Source organism: Streptomyces sp. NBC_01190 (assembly GCF_045039895.1).
Taxonomy (GTDB): domain Bacteria; phylum Actinomycetota; class Actinomycetes; order Streptomycetales; family Streptomycetaceae; genus Actinacidiphila.
Genome location: NZ_CP108580.1, coordinates 4243175 through 4258031 on the forward strand (window position 1 = coordinate 4243175; position 14857 = coordinate 4258031).

15 protein-coding genes are annotated in these 14857 nt (G+C 70.6%); 3 read left to right on the plus strand and 12 right to left on the minus strand.

Annotated features, from left to right (window positions below; translation table 11 throughout):
- Positions 1 to 25: 25 nt before the first annotated feature.
- Positions 26 to 1351, minus strand: a complete 1326-nt coding sequence (locus tag OG519_RS17720) for a hypothetical protein (protein ID WP_405584573.1) — start codon at positions 1349 to 1351, stop codon at positions 26 to 28.
- 426 nt (positions 1352 to 1777) lie between these two features.
- Between OG519_RS17720 and OG519_RS17725 the strand changes: the two genes are divergently transcribed.
- Complete coding sequence (locus OG519_RS17725; RefSeq protein ID WP_405584576.1) at positions 1778 to 3832, plus strand: transglycosylase domain-containing protein; 2055 nt, start codon at positions 1778 to 1780, stop codon at positions 3830 to 3832.
- A gap of 97 nt (positions 3833 to 3929) precedes the next feature.
- Here the strand turns inward: OG519_RS17725 and OG519_RS17730 are convergent, their stop codons facing one another.
- Positions 3930 to 5051: a hypothetical protein gene (locus OG519_RS17730; protein WP_405584579.1), complete on the minus strand. Its 1122-nt coding sequence runs from the start codon at positions 5049 to 5051 to the stop codon at positions 3930 to 3932.
- 606 nt (positions 5052 to 5657) lie between these two features.
- Here OG519_RS17730 and OG519_RS17735 point away from each other — a divergent pair.
- Positions 5658 to 5834: a hypothetical protein gene (locus OG519_RS17735; RefSeq protein WP_405584582.1), complete on the plus strand. Its 177-nt coding sequence runs from the start codon at positions 5658 to 5660 to the stop codon at positions 5832 to 5834.
- 141 nt (positions 5835 to 5975) lie between these two features.
- Here the strand turns inward: OG519_RS17735 and fabF are convergent, their stop codons facing one another.
- From fabF to ribB, 8 genes are all read right to left on the minus strand, one after another.
- Positions 5976 to 7217 carry a beta-ketoacyl-ACP synthase II gene (fabF, locus tag OG519_RS17740; protein WP_405584585.1) on the minus strand — a complete coding sequence of 414 codons (1242 nt, stop codon included), beginning with the start codon at positions 7215 to 7217 and terminating at the stop codon, positions 5976 to 5978.
- 81 nt (positions 7218 to 7298) lie between these two features.
- Positions 7299 to 7553, minus strand: a complete 255-nt coding sequence (locus OG519_RS17745; protein WP_405584588.1) for an acyl carrier protein — start codon at positions 7551 to 7553, stop codon at positions 7299 to 7301.
- A gap of 237 nt (positions 7554 to 7790) precedes the next feature.
- Positions 7791 to 8798, minus strand: coding sequence for a beta-ketoacyl-ACP synthase III (locus OG519_RS17750; RefSeq protein ID WP_405592806.1), 1008 nt, complete (start codon positions 8796 to 8798; stop codon positions 7791 to 7793).
- A gap of 166 nt (positions 8799 to 8964) precedes the next feature.
- Positions 8965 to 9126, minus strand: coding sequence for a hypothetical protein (locus OG519_RS17755; protein ID WP_405584590.1), 162 nt, complete (start codon positions 9124 to 9126; stop codon positions 8965 to 8967).
- Between the two features lies 1 nt (position 9127).
- Positions 9128 to 9550, minus strand: coding sequence for an SRPBCC family protein (locus tag OG519_RS17760; RefSeq protein ID WP_405584592.1), 423 nt, complete (start codon positions 9548 to 9550; stop codon positions 9128 to 9130).
- Positions 9550 to 10320, minus strand: a complete 771-nt coding sequence (locus tag OG519_RS17765; protein WP_405584595.1) for an SDR family NAD(P)-dependent oxidoreductase — start codon at positions 10318 to 10320, stop codon at positions 9550 to 9552. The genes OG519_RS17760 and OG519_RS17765 overlap by 1 nt, the downstream gene beginning before the upstream one ends.
- Positions 10317 to 10910 (minus strand): hypothetical protein, encoded by a 594-nt coding sequence (locus tag OG519_RS17770; RefSeq protein WP_405584598.1) that lies wholly within the window; start codon positions 10908 to 10910, stop codon positions 10317 to 10319. The genes OG519_RS17765 and OG519_RS17770 overlap by 4 nt, the downstream gene beginning before the upstream one ends.
- A gap of 166 nt (positions 10911 to 11076) precedes the next feature.
- Positions 11077 to 11766, minus strand: coding sequence for a 3,4-dihydroxy-2-butanone-4-phosphate synthase (gene ribB / locus OG519_RS17775; RefSeq protein ID WP_405584601.1), 690 nt, complete (start codon positions 11764 to 11766; stop codon positions 11077 to 11079).
- 376 nt (positions 11767 to 12142) lie between these two features.
- Between ribB and OG519_RS17780 the strand changes: the two genes are divergently transcribed.
- On the plus strand, positions 12143 to 12661 hold the full coding sequence (locus OG519_RS17780) for a MarR family winged helix-turn-helix transcriptional regulator (protein WP_405584604.1): 519 nt from the start codon (positions 12143 to 12145) through the stop codon (positions 12659 to 12661).
- A gap of 174 nt (positions 12662 to 12835) precedes the next feature.
- On the opposite strand, the gene OG519_RS17785 is transcribed toward OG519_RS17780, so the two are convergent.
- Both OG519_RS17785 and OG519_RS17790 read right to left on the minus strand, forming a co-directional pair.
- Complete coding sequence (locus tag OG519_RS17785; protein ID WP_405584607.1) at positions 12836 to 13816, minus strand: NAD-dependent epimerase/dehydratase family protein; 981 nt, start codon at positions 13814 to 13816, stop codon at positions 12836 to 12838.
- Positions 13813 to 14805 (minus strand): ScbA/BarX family gamma-butyrolactone biosynthesis protein, encoded by a 993-nt coding sequence (locus tag OG519_RS17790; RefSeq protein ID WP_405584609.1) that lies wholly within the window; start codon positions 14803 to 14805, stop codon positions 13813 to 13815. Before OG519_RS17790 ends, OG519_RS17785 begins: the two co-directional genes overlap by 4 nt.
- Between the last annotated feature and the right edge of the window lie 52 nt (positions 14806 to 14857).

Below are 14857 nucleotides of genomic sequence, written 5' to 3' on the forward strand. Positions count from 1 at the left end.
GGTCCGGCGTGCCGGGGGAGGGTGGTCACTTCTTCAGGAACGTCGTCCAGTCCGGCGCCTCACCCGGGTCCAGATTCCGCAATTTCGCCAGGACCTGGGGATCCTGCACGTCGAGCCAGTCGCAGAGTTCCTTGAACGACACGCACCGCACGCCTTTTCTGTGGCACACGTCCTTCACCACGTCCTCGACGGCCTGCATATAGATCCCGCCGTTCCAGGTCTCGAAGTGATTGCCGATGAAGAGCGGCGCCCGACTGCCGTTGTAGACCCGCTCGAAGCCGTTGAGATAGCCCTGCCGGGTCTCCTTCTCCCAGGTCGGATACATCGCGGGGTCGCCCTCGGTGACATCGCCGCCGGACTGGTTGTAAAGGAAGTTGAAGTCCATCGAGAGGACCTGGAAGTTCTCGCCCGGATACGGCATCAGCTCCAGCGGGAAATTCCAGACGCCGTCCTCCTTCGACGGCCAGATCTGGAAGTCGCCGGGCGAACTGGCGTCGTAGCGCCAGCCGAGCGCTTTCTCGGCGGGCAGCAGGTTCTGCTGACCCTCAAGACAGGGGGCGCGGCCGCCGACGAGTTCCTGGGCGTAGTCGAAGGGCAGCGGCGGGATGTCGGTGAAGCCGGTGTCGGTCTTCCAGTTCTGGACGAAGGAGTACGCCTGGGATATCTCGCTCCGCCATTCCTGGGTGGTCCAGTGCAGTCCCGCGCCCTTGTCGGGGGCGCAGAAGTGCCCGTTGAAGTGGGTGCCGATCTCGTCACCGTCCGCCCAGGCCAGCCGGAGCTGCTGGAGGGTCCACTTGATGTGCTCGTCGGTGGGGAAGTCGATGGCGGACTCGCCGGGGGCGTGCCGCGGCGGGTGGTAGAGGGTCCGCTTCGACTTCGGCAGCAGATAGAGGCCGCTGAGGAAGAACGTCATATCGGCGTTGTTCTCCTTGGCCACCTCGCGGAAGCGGGAGAACAGGTGGTCGTCGTTCTCCAGCGCGCCGTCCCAGGAGAAGACCACGAACTGCGGTGGCTCCTCGCCGGGTTTGAGCTTCTCCGGCTTCGGCTGGTGCGGCTGCGGCCCGGTGTCCGAGGTGGAACCGTCCCCGATCACCTTGGTCGTGCCGTCCCAGCTCGGGCTCGGGGCGGCGGTCGGGGCGTGGCGGACCGGGACCCGGGTCGGCGGCAGGGCGCCGGGGTGCCGGGCCGCGGCCGCCCGGTCGGCCGAAGCGGTCCCGTTCGCGGCGGAGTCCCCGTCACCCGCCACGGCCACCGCGCCGAGCAGACCGGCCGACAGCAGACCGCAGAGCACGGCGGTGCCGCGCCGCAGATACCGCCGGGCGCCCGGCGCCCGGGTCCGGTTTTCCGGCACGGCCGCGGTCTCGGTCGCGGTCTCGGTCCTCGCGGAAATGCGGAATTCGCGATTCCGTAAACGGCGCATGGCAGCTCTCTTGACGGATGAGGGCATACGAGCGCCGCTCGAATACGGGCGGCCGGCCCCGTATGGCGGCCGGTTCATTGGGTGGCGTCCACGCTGAATCCGGCGCATGACAGCCTTTGGCCCGTACCGTCACGGAACCGTAACAGGCCTGCGAGCGACCGCTGTTACAGATCCGTCGCACTTTCATCGAATGCCCCGCCCAATGCCTGCCTACCGTGGGCGCTCCCGGGCGGCGAGCCCATTGCGTGGATGTGGCGGGAGTTGCGGATGTTTCCGAGGCGGCTCATGGCGAAAAGTCGTCGCACATTGCGGCGGGTTTTATCGGTACTTTCCGCGCCTGCCGCCCGACCGCGCCGCGTGCTCACCCTGCTGCGCCCGCGCTATCCGCGCCCCGGCCGCCGGGGCCTTCGCCGCTGGCTGCCCTCGGCGCGGCAGTCACTGCTGCTCTGCGCGTGGGCCGCCCTCACCCTGACCGCGCTGGTCCTCGTCGCGTACGAACGGACCCGCGTACCCACCGACCTCAACGCCTTCGCCACCCAGCAGGACAACGTCTACTACTGGGCCGACGGCACCGAGATGGCCAGGGTCGGCCCGGTGGACCGGCAGGCGATGCCCCTGGACCGCATCCCCTCCTCGGTCCAATGGGCGGTGCTCGCCGCCGAGAACGCCTCGTTCTACACCGACCACGGCGTATCGCCGCGCGGTATCGCGCGGGCGGTGACCGCCATGGCGACCGGCGGTGAGACGCAGGGCGGCTCGACCATCACCCAGCAGTACGTGAAGAACGTCTACCTCAACCAGAACCAGACGCTGAGCCGCAAGATCAGCGAGATCTTCATCGCGGTGAAGCTGGACGACAAGATGAGCAAGCCGCAGATCCTCGACGGCTACCTCAACACGAGCTGGTTCGGCCGGGGCGCTTACGGGGTGCAGCGCGCCGCGAAGGCGTACTACGGCGAGGACGTGTCCCAACTCAACGCCAGCCAGGGCGCCTTCCTCGCCACACTGCTCAAGGGCGCCGGGCTCTACGACCCTTCGGTGAGCCCGGCCAACCACCGCCGCGCGGTGCTGCGGTGGAACTGGGTGCTCGACCGGATGGTGAAGATCGGCCGGCTCTCACCGGCCGAGCGCGCCTCGTACACGGTCTTCCCCGAGCCCAAGGAGCCGCCGAGGCCGGCCGGTCTCAGCGGGCAGACCGGCTATCTGGTGGACACCGCCCGGGCCTGGATCTCCGCGCACGGCGGCATCTCGGACGAGCTCTTCGACCTCGGCGGATACCAGGTCTACACGACCTTCCGGCGGCCCGAGGAAGAGGCCCTGACCTCGGCGGTGAAGCAGCAGTTGGCCGGTCTGCGCCCGACGACCCGGGCCGCCGACCGCGATGTCCGGGTCGGCGCCGCCTCGGTCGCCACCGACGGCCGGATCGTGGCCCTCTACGGCGGCCCCGACTACGTCCGGCAGGGCTTCGACGACGCCAACATCGCCATCGTGCCGGCCGGCACCACTTTCGCGCCCTTCGTCTACGCCGCGGCCCTGCGCGACGGTGTGTTGCTCAAACGCGACGCGCCGCGCACCCCGGTGACCCCGGAGGCCGTCTACGACGGCGACAACAAGGCGCCCGTCCAAACGCCGGAAGGCCCGTACTGGAGCCGGGACGGAAAGATCGTCACGACCGTCAACGAGGGCGGGCGCTCCTGGGGTCCGATCCCGCTGCGCCGGGCGGTGGCCGAGTCGGTCAACAGCCCGATCGTCCAACTCGGGATGGACACCGGGCTCAACCGGGTACGGCGCGCGTCGGTCGACGCTGGGCTGCTGCCGGACAGCTTCGGAGAGCAGATCCCCGACTTCTCCCTCGGCACCGCCACCCCGAGCCCGATCCGGATGGCCGGCGCCTACGGGACCTTCGCCGCGGCCGGCGCCCACACCGATCCGTACTCGGTGCTGCGGATCACCCACGACGGGCAGCCGGCCGGCGGCGGACAGCCCACCGCCAGGCACCCGTTCACCCCCGAGGTCGCCGGTGAGGTGGACGACGCGCTGCACGCCGCGGTGAGCGGCGGCGCGGCGTCACCCGCCGCGGCGGCCGGTCCCGGTGTTGCCGGGATCCCCGGCACCGCGCTCGGCGACATGGCCGCCTGGTACGTCGGCTACACACCGAAGATGGCGACGGCCGTGGCGCTCTTCCGGATCGATCCGGCGACGCAGGAGCTGATGCCGTTGACCGGGACGAGCGGGCAGCCGGCCGCGACCAGGAGCGGCAGCACCTACCCGATCTCCATCTGGACCCGCTACACCCGGGCGCTCGGCGCACCGCCGCCGGGCGTTCCCGCGCCGGGAGCGGCACGCACACCAGGCGTCACGACGGACAGCGCGGCGGACGGCTCGGCGGACAACAAAGGCCCGGGTCGGTGACCTGGGCCTTGTGGGGGGTGGCGCGGGATGGTGCGGACCCGGGCTCCTAACGGGGGGTCGGCGACTCGGTCGGCGGTCGGGCCGCCGGACGTGGCGTTCAGGCATCCGCCGGTTCGCCGAGCAGGGGCGGCTCGTCCGCGCCGCGGTCCGTGCTCGGTTGCGGGATGACAACAGGTGGTATGGGCAGTGCGGGCAGGACCGGCGAGCCGGGTGGCGCCGGCGGTACGGGCGGCAGCGATGGCGCGGGCGGCAGCACGTCGGGCGTCGCCGGCGGCATCGGGGTCGCCTCGGTCGGCGGCAGACGGGTGGGCGACGGAACGACCGCCCTGGAGCCGGGGGAGCGGCGCTGGCGGAGCCGGTCGAGTTCGGCCTGGTCGGCGCGGAGGATCCAGCGGTACGGCGGGTGGCTCTCCTTGCGTACAGCCGTCACCCAACCGCGGCGCATCCAGCCGTAGAGCGTGATGATCGGCATGTTGAGCTCGGCCGCCAGGTCGTGCAGCCACCACTCGCCGGGGCCTGGGGCCTCGCCCGGTGGTGATTCCGGCCTGGCCCGTACGGCGGTGGCCGGTTTGACGTCCTCCCGCAGCAGCCGCTGGACGGCGGTGAGGCTGATGCTGTCCGCGCGCCCGGGCGCGAGGGTGAACCCCTCCTGCCGGAGCAGCCGGGTGATCTCCGGGGTGCGCAGGCCCTGTTCGGCCAGCTGGGAGATGCGCTCGAGGAGCAGCGGGTAGTAGTCGGGATGCGTCGCGGCGCCGCCCGCCTGACCGGGCGGCTCGAAGCGTCCCGAGCACATGACGGTCAGCTCGGCCCGCGCGATCAGTGCCTCCACCGCGTCGTGGTGGAAGGCGTGGTCGCTGAAGGCCGAGCCCAGCAGGCCGAGCGCGTCGTCCAGGATGCCGGGATGGGCATCCTGTTCCGGCTCGCCCAGCAGATACCAGCGCGGCACCGGCGACGCCTCCCGCAGTGCGTGCCCGACGAGCCGGGTCACCAGATGCCGTGCCTCGGTGGTGTCGCCGAGTGGGTGATCCTCAAGCGGCGTCTCGGCGCCGCCCCTGCCTGGCGCCCAACCGGTCGCGAAGAGCCAGCCGTCGGGGGTCTCCGGTACTTGTGACGGGCCGCTCTCCCCGACGGAGGGGCCGCCCGCGCCGTGCACGGTGAGGGCGCACCACAGGGCGCGGGGCTGGTGCGAGCGGAAGATCGATACCTCCATCACGTGCATGCTGCTCTCCTGAATTCGGCAGGCCGCGGACGGTCCGCCGTCGGCGCAGCGGGCCCGGGCCGGAATGAAACGGCAAAGGTGGGCGATGACGGGCCCGGTCTGTCTCCATGTCCGTTCTTAGTCGCTCGGCGGGGCGGTGTCGTCGCACACAGTGGCGCGGACGCGACGTTAGAAAGCCGTTCTTGCGCGCGGGCTGTGCGGACGCGCCGCCAGGGGGCCAAGCGATTCCCAACCGGCCGCCCGGAAAGTTCTCATCACGTCCAGCCGGTCCCCCACCGGCATCCCCGACCCGGCACTTCCCCGCCCAGTCGCCACGCCCCCCGGCGAACCCCCCGCCGGCCGCCGAAGATCTCCCCCCGGCTCGCCGGGGAACGGCGCGGTGGCCACTGAACGGCCCCCTGGGCTCAGTGCCCCCCTGGCCCAGGCCGGGTCGGCCCCGGGACCCGGTCCCCCCCGCCCGGGTCCCCCCACCTCTTGTCTCCCCGATCCGCGCGGTCTCGCCGGTCCTGCCGGTCTCGCCGGCCTTCCTGATCCTCCGTCCCACGATCACGTCCCATCGCAGGGCTTACGCACATGTCCCTCCCGTTCCGTCCGAAGGAGAGCGTCATGCCTGAGAACTCCGAGCTTCCCGTCCTGCTCAGCAAGCAGGAGATGCACCTGTGGCTCACCGAGATCTTCGCCGACCAGCTCATCGGCGCCCGGTCGTCGGCCCAGCGGTCGTCGGCCCCGGACGGGACCACCGCCGGACACCTCCAGGCACATGACAAGGTCGCCGCTCCCTGACCCGGCGGCCGGCGAAGCCGGGAGACGCGCGGAACGTGAAGAAGCGCGGAACGTGAAGAAGCGGAGAAGCGGTGACACGGAGCCCGAGGGGCTCGTGTCACCGCTTCTCCTGCCGAGGCCGTACGGGTAGTGCGCGGGGCATCAGTGGTTCCTGAAGGCGAGGGTGACGTTGTGTCCGCCGAAGCCGAAGGAGTTGTTGAGGACGATGGCGTCGCCTGCGCGGAGTTCGCGTGGTTTGTCGCGGATGATGTCGAGGTCGACGCGTTCGTCGAGGGTGTCGATGTTGATGGTGGGGGGTGCGATGCGGTGGTGGAGGGCGAGGATGGCGGCGATGGATTCGACGGCGCCGGTGGCGCCGAGGAGGTGGCCGGTCATGGATTTGGTGGCGGAGATGGGGGCTTGGCCGGCGGTGGGGCCGAGGACGTGGTGGAGGGCTTGGAGTTCGGCGAGGTCTCCTTGGGGGGTGGAGGTGGCGTGGGCGTTGATGTGGATGACGTCGGTGGGGTTGGCGTGGGCGTCGGTGAGGGCGGCTTGGAGGGCGCGGGCGACGTCGCGGCCGTGGGGTTCGGGTTGGGCGATGTGGTGGGCGTCGGAGGTGAGTCCGAGGCCGGCTGCTTCGGCGTAGACGCGGGCGCCGCGGGCGTGGGCGTGTTCGCGGGATTCGAGGATGACGATGCCGGCGCCTTCGCCCATGACGAAGCCGTCGCGGTCTTTGTCGTAGGGGCGGGAGGCGGTCTGGGGGTCGTTGTTGCGTTTGGACATGGCCATCATGTTGGCGAAGGCGCTGATGACGACGGGGTGGATGCCGGCTTCGGTGCCGCCGGCGACGACGATGTCGGCGCGGCCGGAGCGGATCATTTCTATGCCGTAGGCGATGGCTTCGGCGCCGGAGGCGCAGGCGGAGGCGGTGGCGTGGATGCCGGCGCGGGCGCCGAGTTCGAGGCCCACATATGCGGAGGGGCCGTTGAGCATGAACATGGGGACCATGTGGGGGGAGACGTGGCGGGGTCCGCGGTTGTTGAGGGAGTCGTAGGAGGTGAGGAGGGAGGTGAGGCCGCCGAGGGCGGAGGAGACGACGACGCCGAGGCGTTCGGGGTTGATGTGGGGGGTGCCGGCGTCTTTCCAGGCTTCGCGGGCGGCGGTGAGGGCGAAGTGTGCGGAGCGGTCGGTTTTTCTGGCGAGGGCGTTGCCGATGAGGGGTGCGGGTTCGACGGCGGCGCGGCCGGCGAAGCGGACGGGGAGGTCGGTGGCCCAGTCTTCGGTGAGGGGGCGGGCGCCGGACTGGCCGGCGAGCAGTGCTTCCCAGGTGGTGGGTACGTCGCCGCCCAGCGGGGTGGTGGCACCGAGTCCGGTGACGAGCACGGTGCGGTCGGTGGTGGGCATCTCGGTCCTTTCAGGGGTGCGGACAAAATGGCTGAGCGGTGCGGGGCGGAGCCGGGTGTCGCCGGCCGGGATCAGCGGGACTCATGCGATACCGAGGATGTGGTCGACGATGTTGCCGACTGTCTTGAGGTCTTTGACTCGGTGGTCGGGGATCTTGACCGCGAAGCGCTCCTCGGCCGCGACCACGACTTCGACCAGCGTGAGCGAGTCGATGCCGAGGCCGTCGGTGAGATCGGTCTCGGGGAGAATGCCTTCGATGGGTACGTCGGCGATCTCCTGGATGATCTCCACGAGTCCGGCGGTGATGATCGCCTCGGGGGTGAAGGCGTCGGACATGGGGACCTCCTGGTACGCACGTGTCCGGGGACGGTCGGCGGGGTTGGCGGGGTTGGCCGGGGATGTTGACGGGGATGTTGACGGCGGGTGAATAGGCTTCGGAGGCGATGGCGCCGGGGTGGTGCTTGAGCTATGGGGCGGAAGTGCTGTGTGGGGCGGGAGAGTTCAGAGTTGCTGCGGGTTCCTGAGGTTCAGGGGGTATCTGAGTGACGGAAGGGACACGGGGAGTATGCCCGCTCAGGGCAGGGTGACGACCTGGGCGGCGTAGGACAGGCCCGCGCCGAAGCCGATGGTGAGCGCGAGACCGCCGCTGGGGGCCTGGCCGGTTTCCAGCAGGCGCTCCATGGCGAGCGGGATGGAGGCCGCGGAGGTGTTGCCGCTGTCGACCACGTCACGCGCGATGGCCACGTTCCCGGGCAGTTTGAGGGTGCGGGCGAGCGTCTCGATGATCCGCAGGTTCGCCTGGTGCGGGATGAACGCCGCGAGCTGGTCGGCGGTGACGCCCGCCGCGTCCAGCGCCTGCTGGGCGGCCTTGGCCATCTCGTACACCGCCCAGCGGAAGACGGTGGGGCCCTGCATGGTGAGTGCGGGGAAGCGTTCGGGGATGCCGGGGCCGCGCTGTTCCAGCCAGGACGAACTCTGGTCGATCACCTCGCGCTGGGAGCCGTCGGCTCCCCAGACGACGGTGCCGATGCCTGGCGTGGGCGAGGGGCCGATCACGGCTGCTCCGGCGCCGTCGCCGAAGAGGAAGGAGGTGCCGCGGTCGTCGTGGTCGATCAGGTCGGACATCCGCTCGGTACCGACCAGCAGGACGTAGTCGGCGCTGCCGCCGCGGACCATGTCACCGGCGAGCGCGACGCCGTGGGTGAAGCCGGCGCAGGCGGCCGAGATGTCGAAGGCGGCGGCGTTGACCGCGCCGACCTTGTACGCGATCTCGGTGGCGACCGCGGGGATCTGCTTGAAGTGCGTGGAGGTGGCGACCATCACGGCGCCGATGTCCTCAGGGGTGACGCCGGCCTGGGCGAGTGCCTTGCCCGCTGCCGCGACTCCCATCTCGGCGACCGTCTCGTCCGCTTCCGCCCACCGTCGTTCGACGATGCCGGAGCGTTCGCGTATCCACTCGTCGCTGGAGTTGATCCGGGGCGCGATCTCGTCGTTCGGCACCACACGCGAGGCGCGGTAGCCGCCCACTCCGAGGATGCGGGCGTGCGCCGGACCGACCGGCGGGCGGAGCGAGGGGTTCAGGGCGGACACTGCGGATCTCCTTGGGGAAGATGACTGTGGTGGTACGGGCTGTACGTGCTGTACGTGCTGTAACGGTTCATGCGGCTCAAGTGGCTCAAGTGGCTCACGTACCCAAGCTGTTGGATCGATGGGGCTGGGGCGCTGGAAGGAAGCTCGCTGTTCGTGGTCAGTCCAGACCGCGCAGGATGTGCGGTTCCGCCGGGTCGCCGGCGAGCCGGGCGAAGTGGAGCGGCAGCGGGTGCGACCAGTGGTCGGCGGTGTCGGTCTCGGCGAGCGTCGCGGACGTGGCGGCCACGGCCGACGGGCTCAACAGGGCGGTGGATTCCATGTCAGGCCACCCTCTCCACCGCGACGCGGCTCTCGGCGCGGGCGGCGAGCCGGTTCAGCCGCAGCGGGGCGACCTCGGCGAAGGCCGGGCGGTTCAGTGAGGTCAGCGAACCGTGGTGCTCGAAGGTGTGCCGGACGTGGGTGCCGTAGTTGTAGGGGCTCAGCTCCCAGCGCTGGGTCTCGCTGAAGCCGGGCACCGCCCAGTGGGCCTCGATCCGGGTGCCGACGATGCTGCGGTACTCGAAGTGGCCGGTCAGGCCGCCACGGGTCTGGATCGCGTACTGCTCCCCGAGGACCGCCTGCTGCGAGCCGGAGACCGAGAGGAACGTGGGGTTCCAGTCGCTCATTCCGGTGGGCTGCAGGAGCAGCTGCCGGACCACGTGCACCGGTGCGTCGATCAGTATGTGCGAGTCGAAGGTGTTCATCAGTACCTCATTCCTCCATCGGCGCGGATCAGGGTGGCGTTGATGTAGTCGGCGGCCGGGCTGGCCAGGAACGCGATCGTCTCGGAGGTCGGCTGGGCCTCACCCAGTCCGAGCAGTGAGCGGTCGCTCAGGCGGCGGCGCTGTGCGGGGGGCAGTGCGGCACCGAGCCCGGCGTTGAGGGCTCCGGGGGCGAAGGTGACGGTGCGGACGTTGTAGGAGGAGTACTCCTGGGCGACGGCCATGGCCAGACCGTGCAGGCCGGCCTTGGAGGCCGAGTAGGCGGACTGGCCGGCGTTCCCGGTCCAGGCGGTGACGGACGAGACGTAGATGATCCGGCCGTAGCGGGCCCGCATCATGATCTTGAGCGCGTGCTTGGTGGTGAGGAAGGCGCCGCGCAGGTTGACCCGCTGCACCTCGTCCCAGTCCTCCACCGGCATCCGGACCAGCGGCTGGTCGCGGGTGATCGCGGCGTTGTGGATCAGGGCGTCCAGCCGGCCGAACCGGCGGGCCTCGGCGGCCATCTCGGCCGCGACCTCGTCGCTCGACGCGTCTCCGGCGACGAGCCGCAGGCGGTCGGTGTACTTCTCGGCCAGCGTGGCGAGTTCGTCGGAGGGCGAGCGGTGGTTGGCGACCACCTTCGCGCCCTGGTCGAGGAGGGTCTGCGTGGTCACCAGGCCCAGGCCGCGGCCTGCTCCGGTGAGGACGACCACGCGCCCGTCATGGGGGCCGGGCGGGATCAGTGTCGAGGCCGGGCCTCGGGCGGTGGTCATGATGTGGTCTCCAGTACGGCTTCATAGGGTTCGTAGGAAAGGCTCGGGAAGAGGTGGTCGCTGACGGGGGCGAGACGGTCGTCGGAGTAGGGGCGGACGGTGCGGCGGCGGGCGAAGCGGACGTTGGTGTCCGCGCTGTCCAGGGTGTCGGCCGATTCGGGCTCAGTTCCGGGCTCCTCCATCAGCAGGGGCGGAAGCAGCAGGTCGGGGTAGTGGGCGAGCCTGCGGGCGGAGTCCCGCAGGAAGCGGAGCCCCCGCTGCCGGAGCGGTTCCGGCAGCCAGTCGAGGGCGGGGATCTGGAGTTCGCTCAGTACGCCGTCGCTGGTGAGCGAGATCCGCTCGGTCAGTTCGGCCGGCATCCTGGCGGCTTCCTCGGCGTACATCGGGACGGTGGTGGTCTCCTCTTCCACCATCACCAGCAGGTTTCCGCCACCGGCCAGATGGTCGAGGACCTCGGCGGCCTGCTCGGGGGTGGGCCAGAGGGCGACGGGCGTGTAGTTGGTGGTGGAGGAGGCGGACCAGACGAGCCGGCGGCTGCCGTCGAAAACCACCAGCGTGTTGCCGCACCGCAGGGTCGGTGACGAACTCATCAGCAATTCACCTCACAAAGACGGAAGTAGGTCTCCCGGCGGCCGGCCGGGAAGGGTCTGCCCGTGGATATGTGCTGTGCTCGTCGTGCACCGGCGGGGGACCGGTGCACGACTGCCGGACGGATCACGGCCGAGGTGGCACCGGCCGTCAGCCGGTTGATGCGGATCATTTGCCCTGCGCGTTCTGGCGGGCGGCGGCGTACTCCCGCAGCTTCTCGATGCTGGTGAGGACGAGGCCCTCGCGGCGGGCGAACTCGGCGAGCTGCGGCAGCCGCGCCATGGTGCCGTCCTCGTTGATGATCTCGACGATCACGCCGGAGGGCTCCAGGCCGGCGAAGCGGGCCAGGTCGACCGCGGCCTCGGTGTGGCCGGGGCGCTCGACCACGCCGCCCGGACGGGCGATCAGCGGGAAGATGTGGCCCGGGCGCTGGAGGTCGTCCGCGGTGCCCTTGACGACCAGTTCGATCGTCTTGGCGCGGTCCCAGGTGGATATTCCGGTGGTCACCCCGTGGGCGAGGGTGCCGTCGACGCTGACGGTGAACGCGGTGCCGTTGTGGTCCTCGTTGTACTCGAGCATGGGCGGCAGGTTCAGTTCCGCGGCGCGCTCCGGGGTGATGGAGACGCAGACCAGGCCACGGCCGTGGGTGATCATGTAGTTGATCGCGTCGGCGTCCGCGTACTCGGAGGCCACGATCAGGTCGCCCTCGTTCTCCCTGTCCTCGTCGTCGACGACCACGATGAGCTCGCCGCGGCCGATCGCGGCGACGGCCACCTCGGCCTCGTCCAGGATGACGGGGAGGGCCGACTCGACCTCGGCGTTGACGGCGTAAGTGCTGTCCAGGGGCTGAACGGTCATGGGAGGGGTCCTTTTCTCGTAGTGGGTGATCTTCAGGTAACCGTTGTTTGGTCATCGATGCTTCAGCACCGATGACTCATCATGCATGTCATGTCATCGGTGATGCAACACTGTTCGGTCCGATTTCCCGAAGTGAGAGAGAACTCTCCGGTTAGGGGTGTCGGCAAGGCTTATGTGTTGCGCGTCATCGAATGACAGCGCATGGATGTTGCATCATCGAAACGAATGGTTGACTATGGGTTGGACAGCCAGCCCGCGACCAACGGGGCGGGCACGCCGTCCGTCAGCGGTCGGCGGTAGTCGGCAGAACAACCGCATCGCAACCCCAGAGAACCCCGAAGAACCCACCGGGATCCACCGAGAGAAGGTCATTGACATGGCATCTTCACAGGCTGTAGTCGACGCGCCACCAGGCGAGGCGCAGTTCGCGGCGCGCGGCCGGGACGACACGGAACTGCGCTACCTGGTGCTCGCCGCCCAGCGAGAGGGGGCCCGCTACATGGCCGGCCTGCTCAAGTCGCTGAGTCTGACGCCCGCGCAGGCGGAGATCCTGCTGGTGCTTTCGCAGCGCGCGCCGCTCACCCTCGCGGAGGTGGGGCGTCTGATCGTCTGCGAGAGCCACAGCCCGAGCCGGATCGTCGACACGCTGGTCAAGCGGGGCCTGGTCAGCCGGGAGCCCGGACAGATCGACCGCCGGGTCGTCTACCTGGGACTGACGCCGCACGGCGAGGACCTGCTGCCCGAGCTGCGGGAGGTCGACATGGGGGTGGACGCGATGATCGCGTCCACGCTGGGGCCGGACGAGAAGGGTGTGATGATCCGTGCGCTTCGCAAGATCATCGACGGTACCGCCAGTGGGACCGCGCTTACGGTCCGCTTCCCCCGGCACAGCTAGGACAGCGGCCGGGGCAACGAGAACGGCAACGAGAACGGCGACGAGAACGGCGACGGGCACGACCAGGTCGGCGGCCAGGGCGGGCACCGGACGCGGCGGCGGGCCGCCGCGTCGGGCGACCCGCCGCTGGTACGGCGCCACCCCGGCACGGGACGTGGCGCCGTACGGAAGTCCTCAGGCGGCGACTTGAAGGCCGTACGCCTGCTGGTACCAGGAAGCATGGCGCGCGAACCCGGCGGCGAGATCGGCACCGGGCGCGCGGCCCGTCACCGTCCACAGCTTGTCGCAGTCGTACCAGTGGTCCACCGCGAGCAGGGACAGCAACCTGGCCCTGCGCGGCGACCGATCCGTACCGAGCAAGGCCCCTGCCTTCGCCAGGGAGATGTCACCACTGGGCGTGTGAAGGCCCAGCGCGTCGGCCACGGCGGTCAGCAGCTCACGGGAGCTGGCAGGCGCCGGGTGGCCCGCGTGGAGCACGGCAGGCGGGTCTGGGTCCGCCGGGGGCGACACCGCGAGCGCGGCCACCGCCCCGGCGAGGTCGTCGGCGGCGATCAGCGACATCCGGCTGCGTCCCCCCTCGATCCAGGCCGGCACGGACCGCAGCAGACCGGCCACGGCCGGCACCACCCACCGGTCCCCCGCCCCGTACACGAGGTGCGGCCTGATGACCGTGCCGCCGGCCGCCAGTACCTCTTTCTCGGCCCGCAGCCGGGTCACACTGGCCGGTGAGGCGGGCCGCGTCGGCAGCGCGTCCTCCGCGGGCCCGCGATGGACGCCGTCCTCGTAGACCCCCGTCGTACTGATGTAGATCACCCGGCCGACGCCTTCCCCGGCGGCGGCGCGCAGCAGTGTCCGGGTACCGCGCACGTTCACCGCGGCGCACTCGTTGAGGGTGCCGTCCACCCGGCTGGCGGCGTGCACCAGGACATCCGCCCCGGCGCACAGCCGCCGTAACGACCTCTCGTCGTCCAGGTCGCCCCGTATCGCCGTCACACCGGCCGGTGGCGGGCCGGAGAGCTGACGGCGGTTCAGTACGGTGATGCCGGCGGGCCGGGCGTCCAGCAGGGCGCGCACGATGTATCCGCCGAGGAACCCGGTACCGCCGGCGACCGCGAGCCGGGTCTTCCGGAGCGGAACGCGGTCGGCGGCGGTCATGAGGGATCCGTCGGCGCGTTCAGTGTTATCTCCGCGCATACCGAGCCCCGCTGCTCGATCAGGAAACGCGCCCCGGCGTCGCCGCCGCCGCGCTGGTCGGCGACCAGCCGCAGGTAGGCCGGCTCGTCGAGTTCCACGTAGTGCTCGAAGGTGCCCCGCAGGGCGAGCGGCGCCGCGGCGCCCGGTCCTGAGACCAGCACCATCACCTGGCGGGCCGCTTCCATCAGCAGCATGCCGGGGATGTGGTCCGCGGGGTGGTCGAAGAGCACCGGGTGCCGCGGGTCGGCCCGGATCAGCCAGCGGCCCTCCTGCTCGGTCGCGGCCACCACCACGTCGCCGCGCGACAGGCGGCCCACGGAGGCCGGCGGCAGCGGGTGCGAGCCCGGGATTCCGGGCGTCGGGGGCCGTTCCTGGCTCGCCCGCAGCTTTGTGTAGACCTGCGGCGCGACGCAGCGGAAGGAGCCGCTGCCGCTGCCGACGACGCTGCCCTCCCGCTCGAACCAGATGTCGAAGGTGAGGCTGACGAGCTGGGTGCCGCGCCTGCGGACGTTCTTGCAGACCACACGGGCGAGCACGTCGCTCGGCGTACCGGTCAGCGACAGCCCGTGGGCGGTCATCCGGTAGCGGAGGTTCTGCATCATGAAGACGTGCCCCTCGGGCACCCCGTAGCCGAGGTGGCCGAGCGCCAGGCCGGCCTGGCGGACGGTCTCGGCGACCATCATCGGGTCGTGGCGCCCGTTGACGGGTCCGTAGAACCCGTGGCTGCGCGGCCATTGGACGCCGAAGGTGAAACGGTCGCCCCCGTCGTTCCGGAAGCCGGTGAGCAGCACACCGGAGATGTCGCCGCGGTGTACGAAGCGTCGGGGCACGGTCTGCTGGTGCATGTCGAGCACGTCGTCCGGCATGGGGCCGACGGCGAGGAGAGACGAGTCCGTCAGGGGCACGGTGGCGATCAACGGCGCGGCGGCCACCGTTGGCGCGGCGGCCATCGTTGGCACGGTGGTGATCGACGGCACGGTTGGCACGGTGGCCACGGACGGC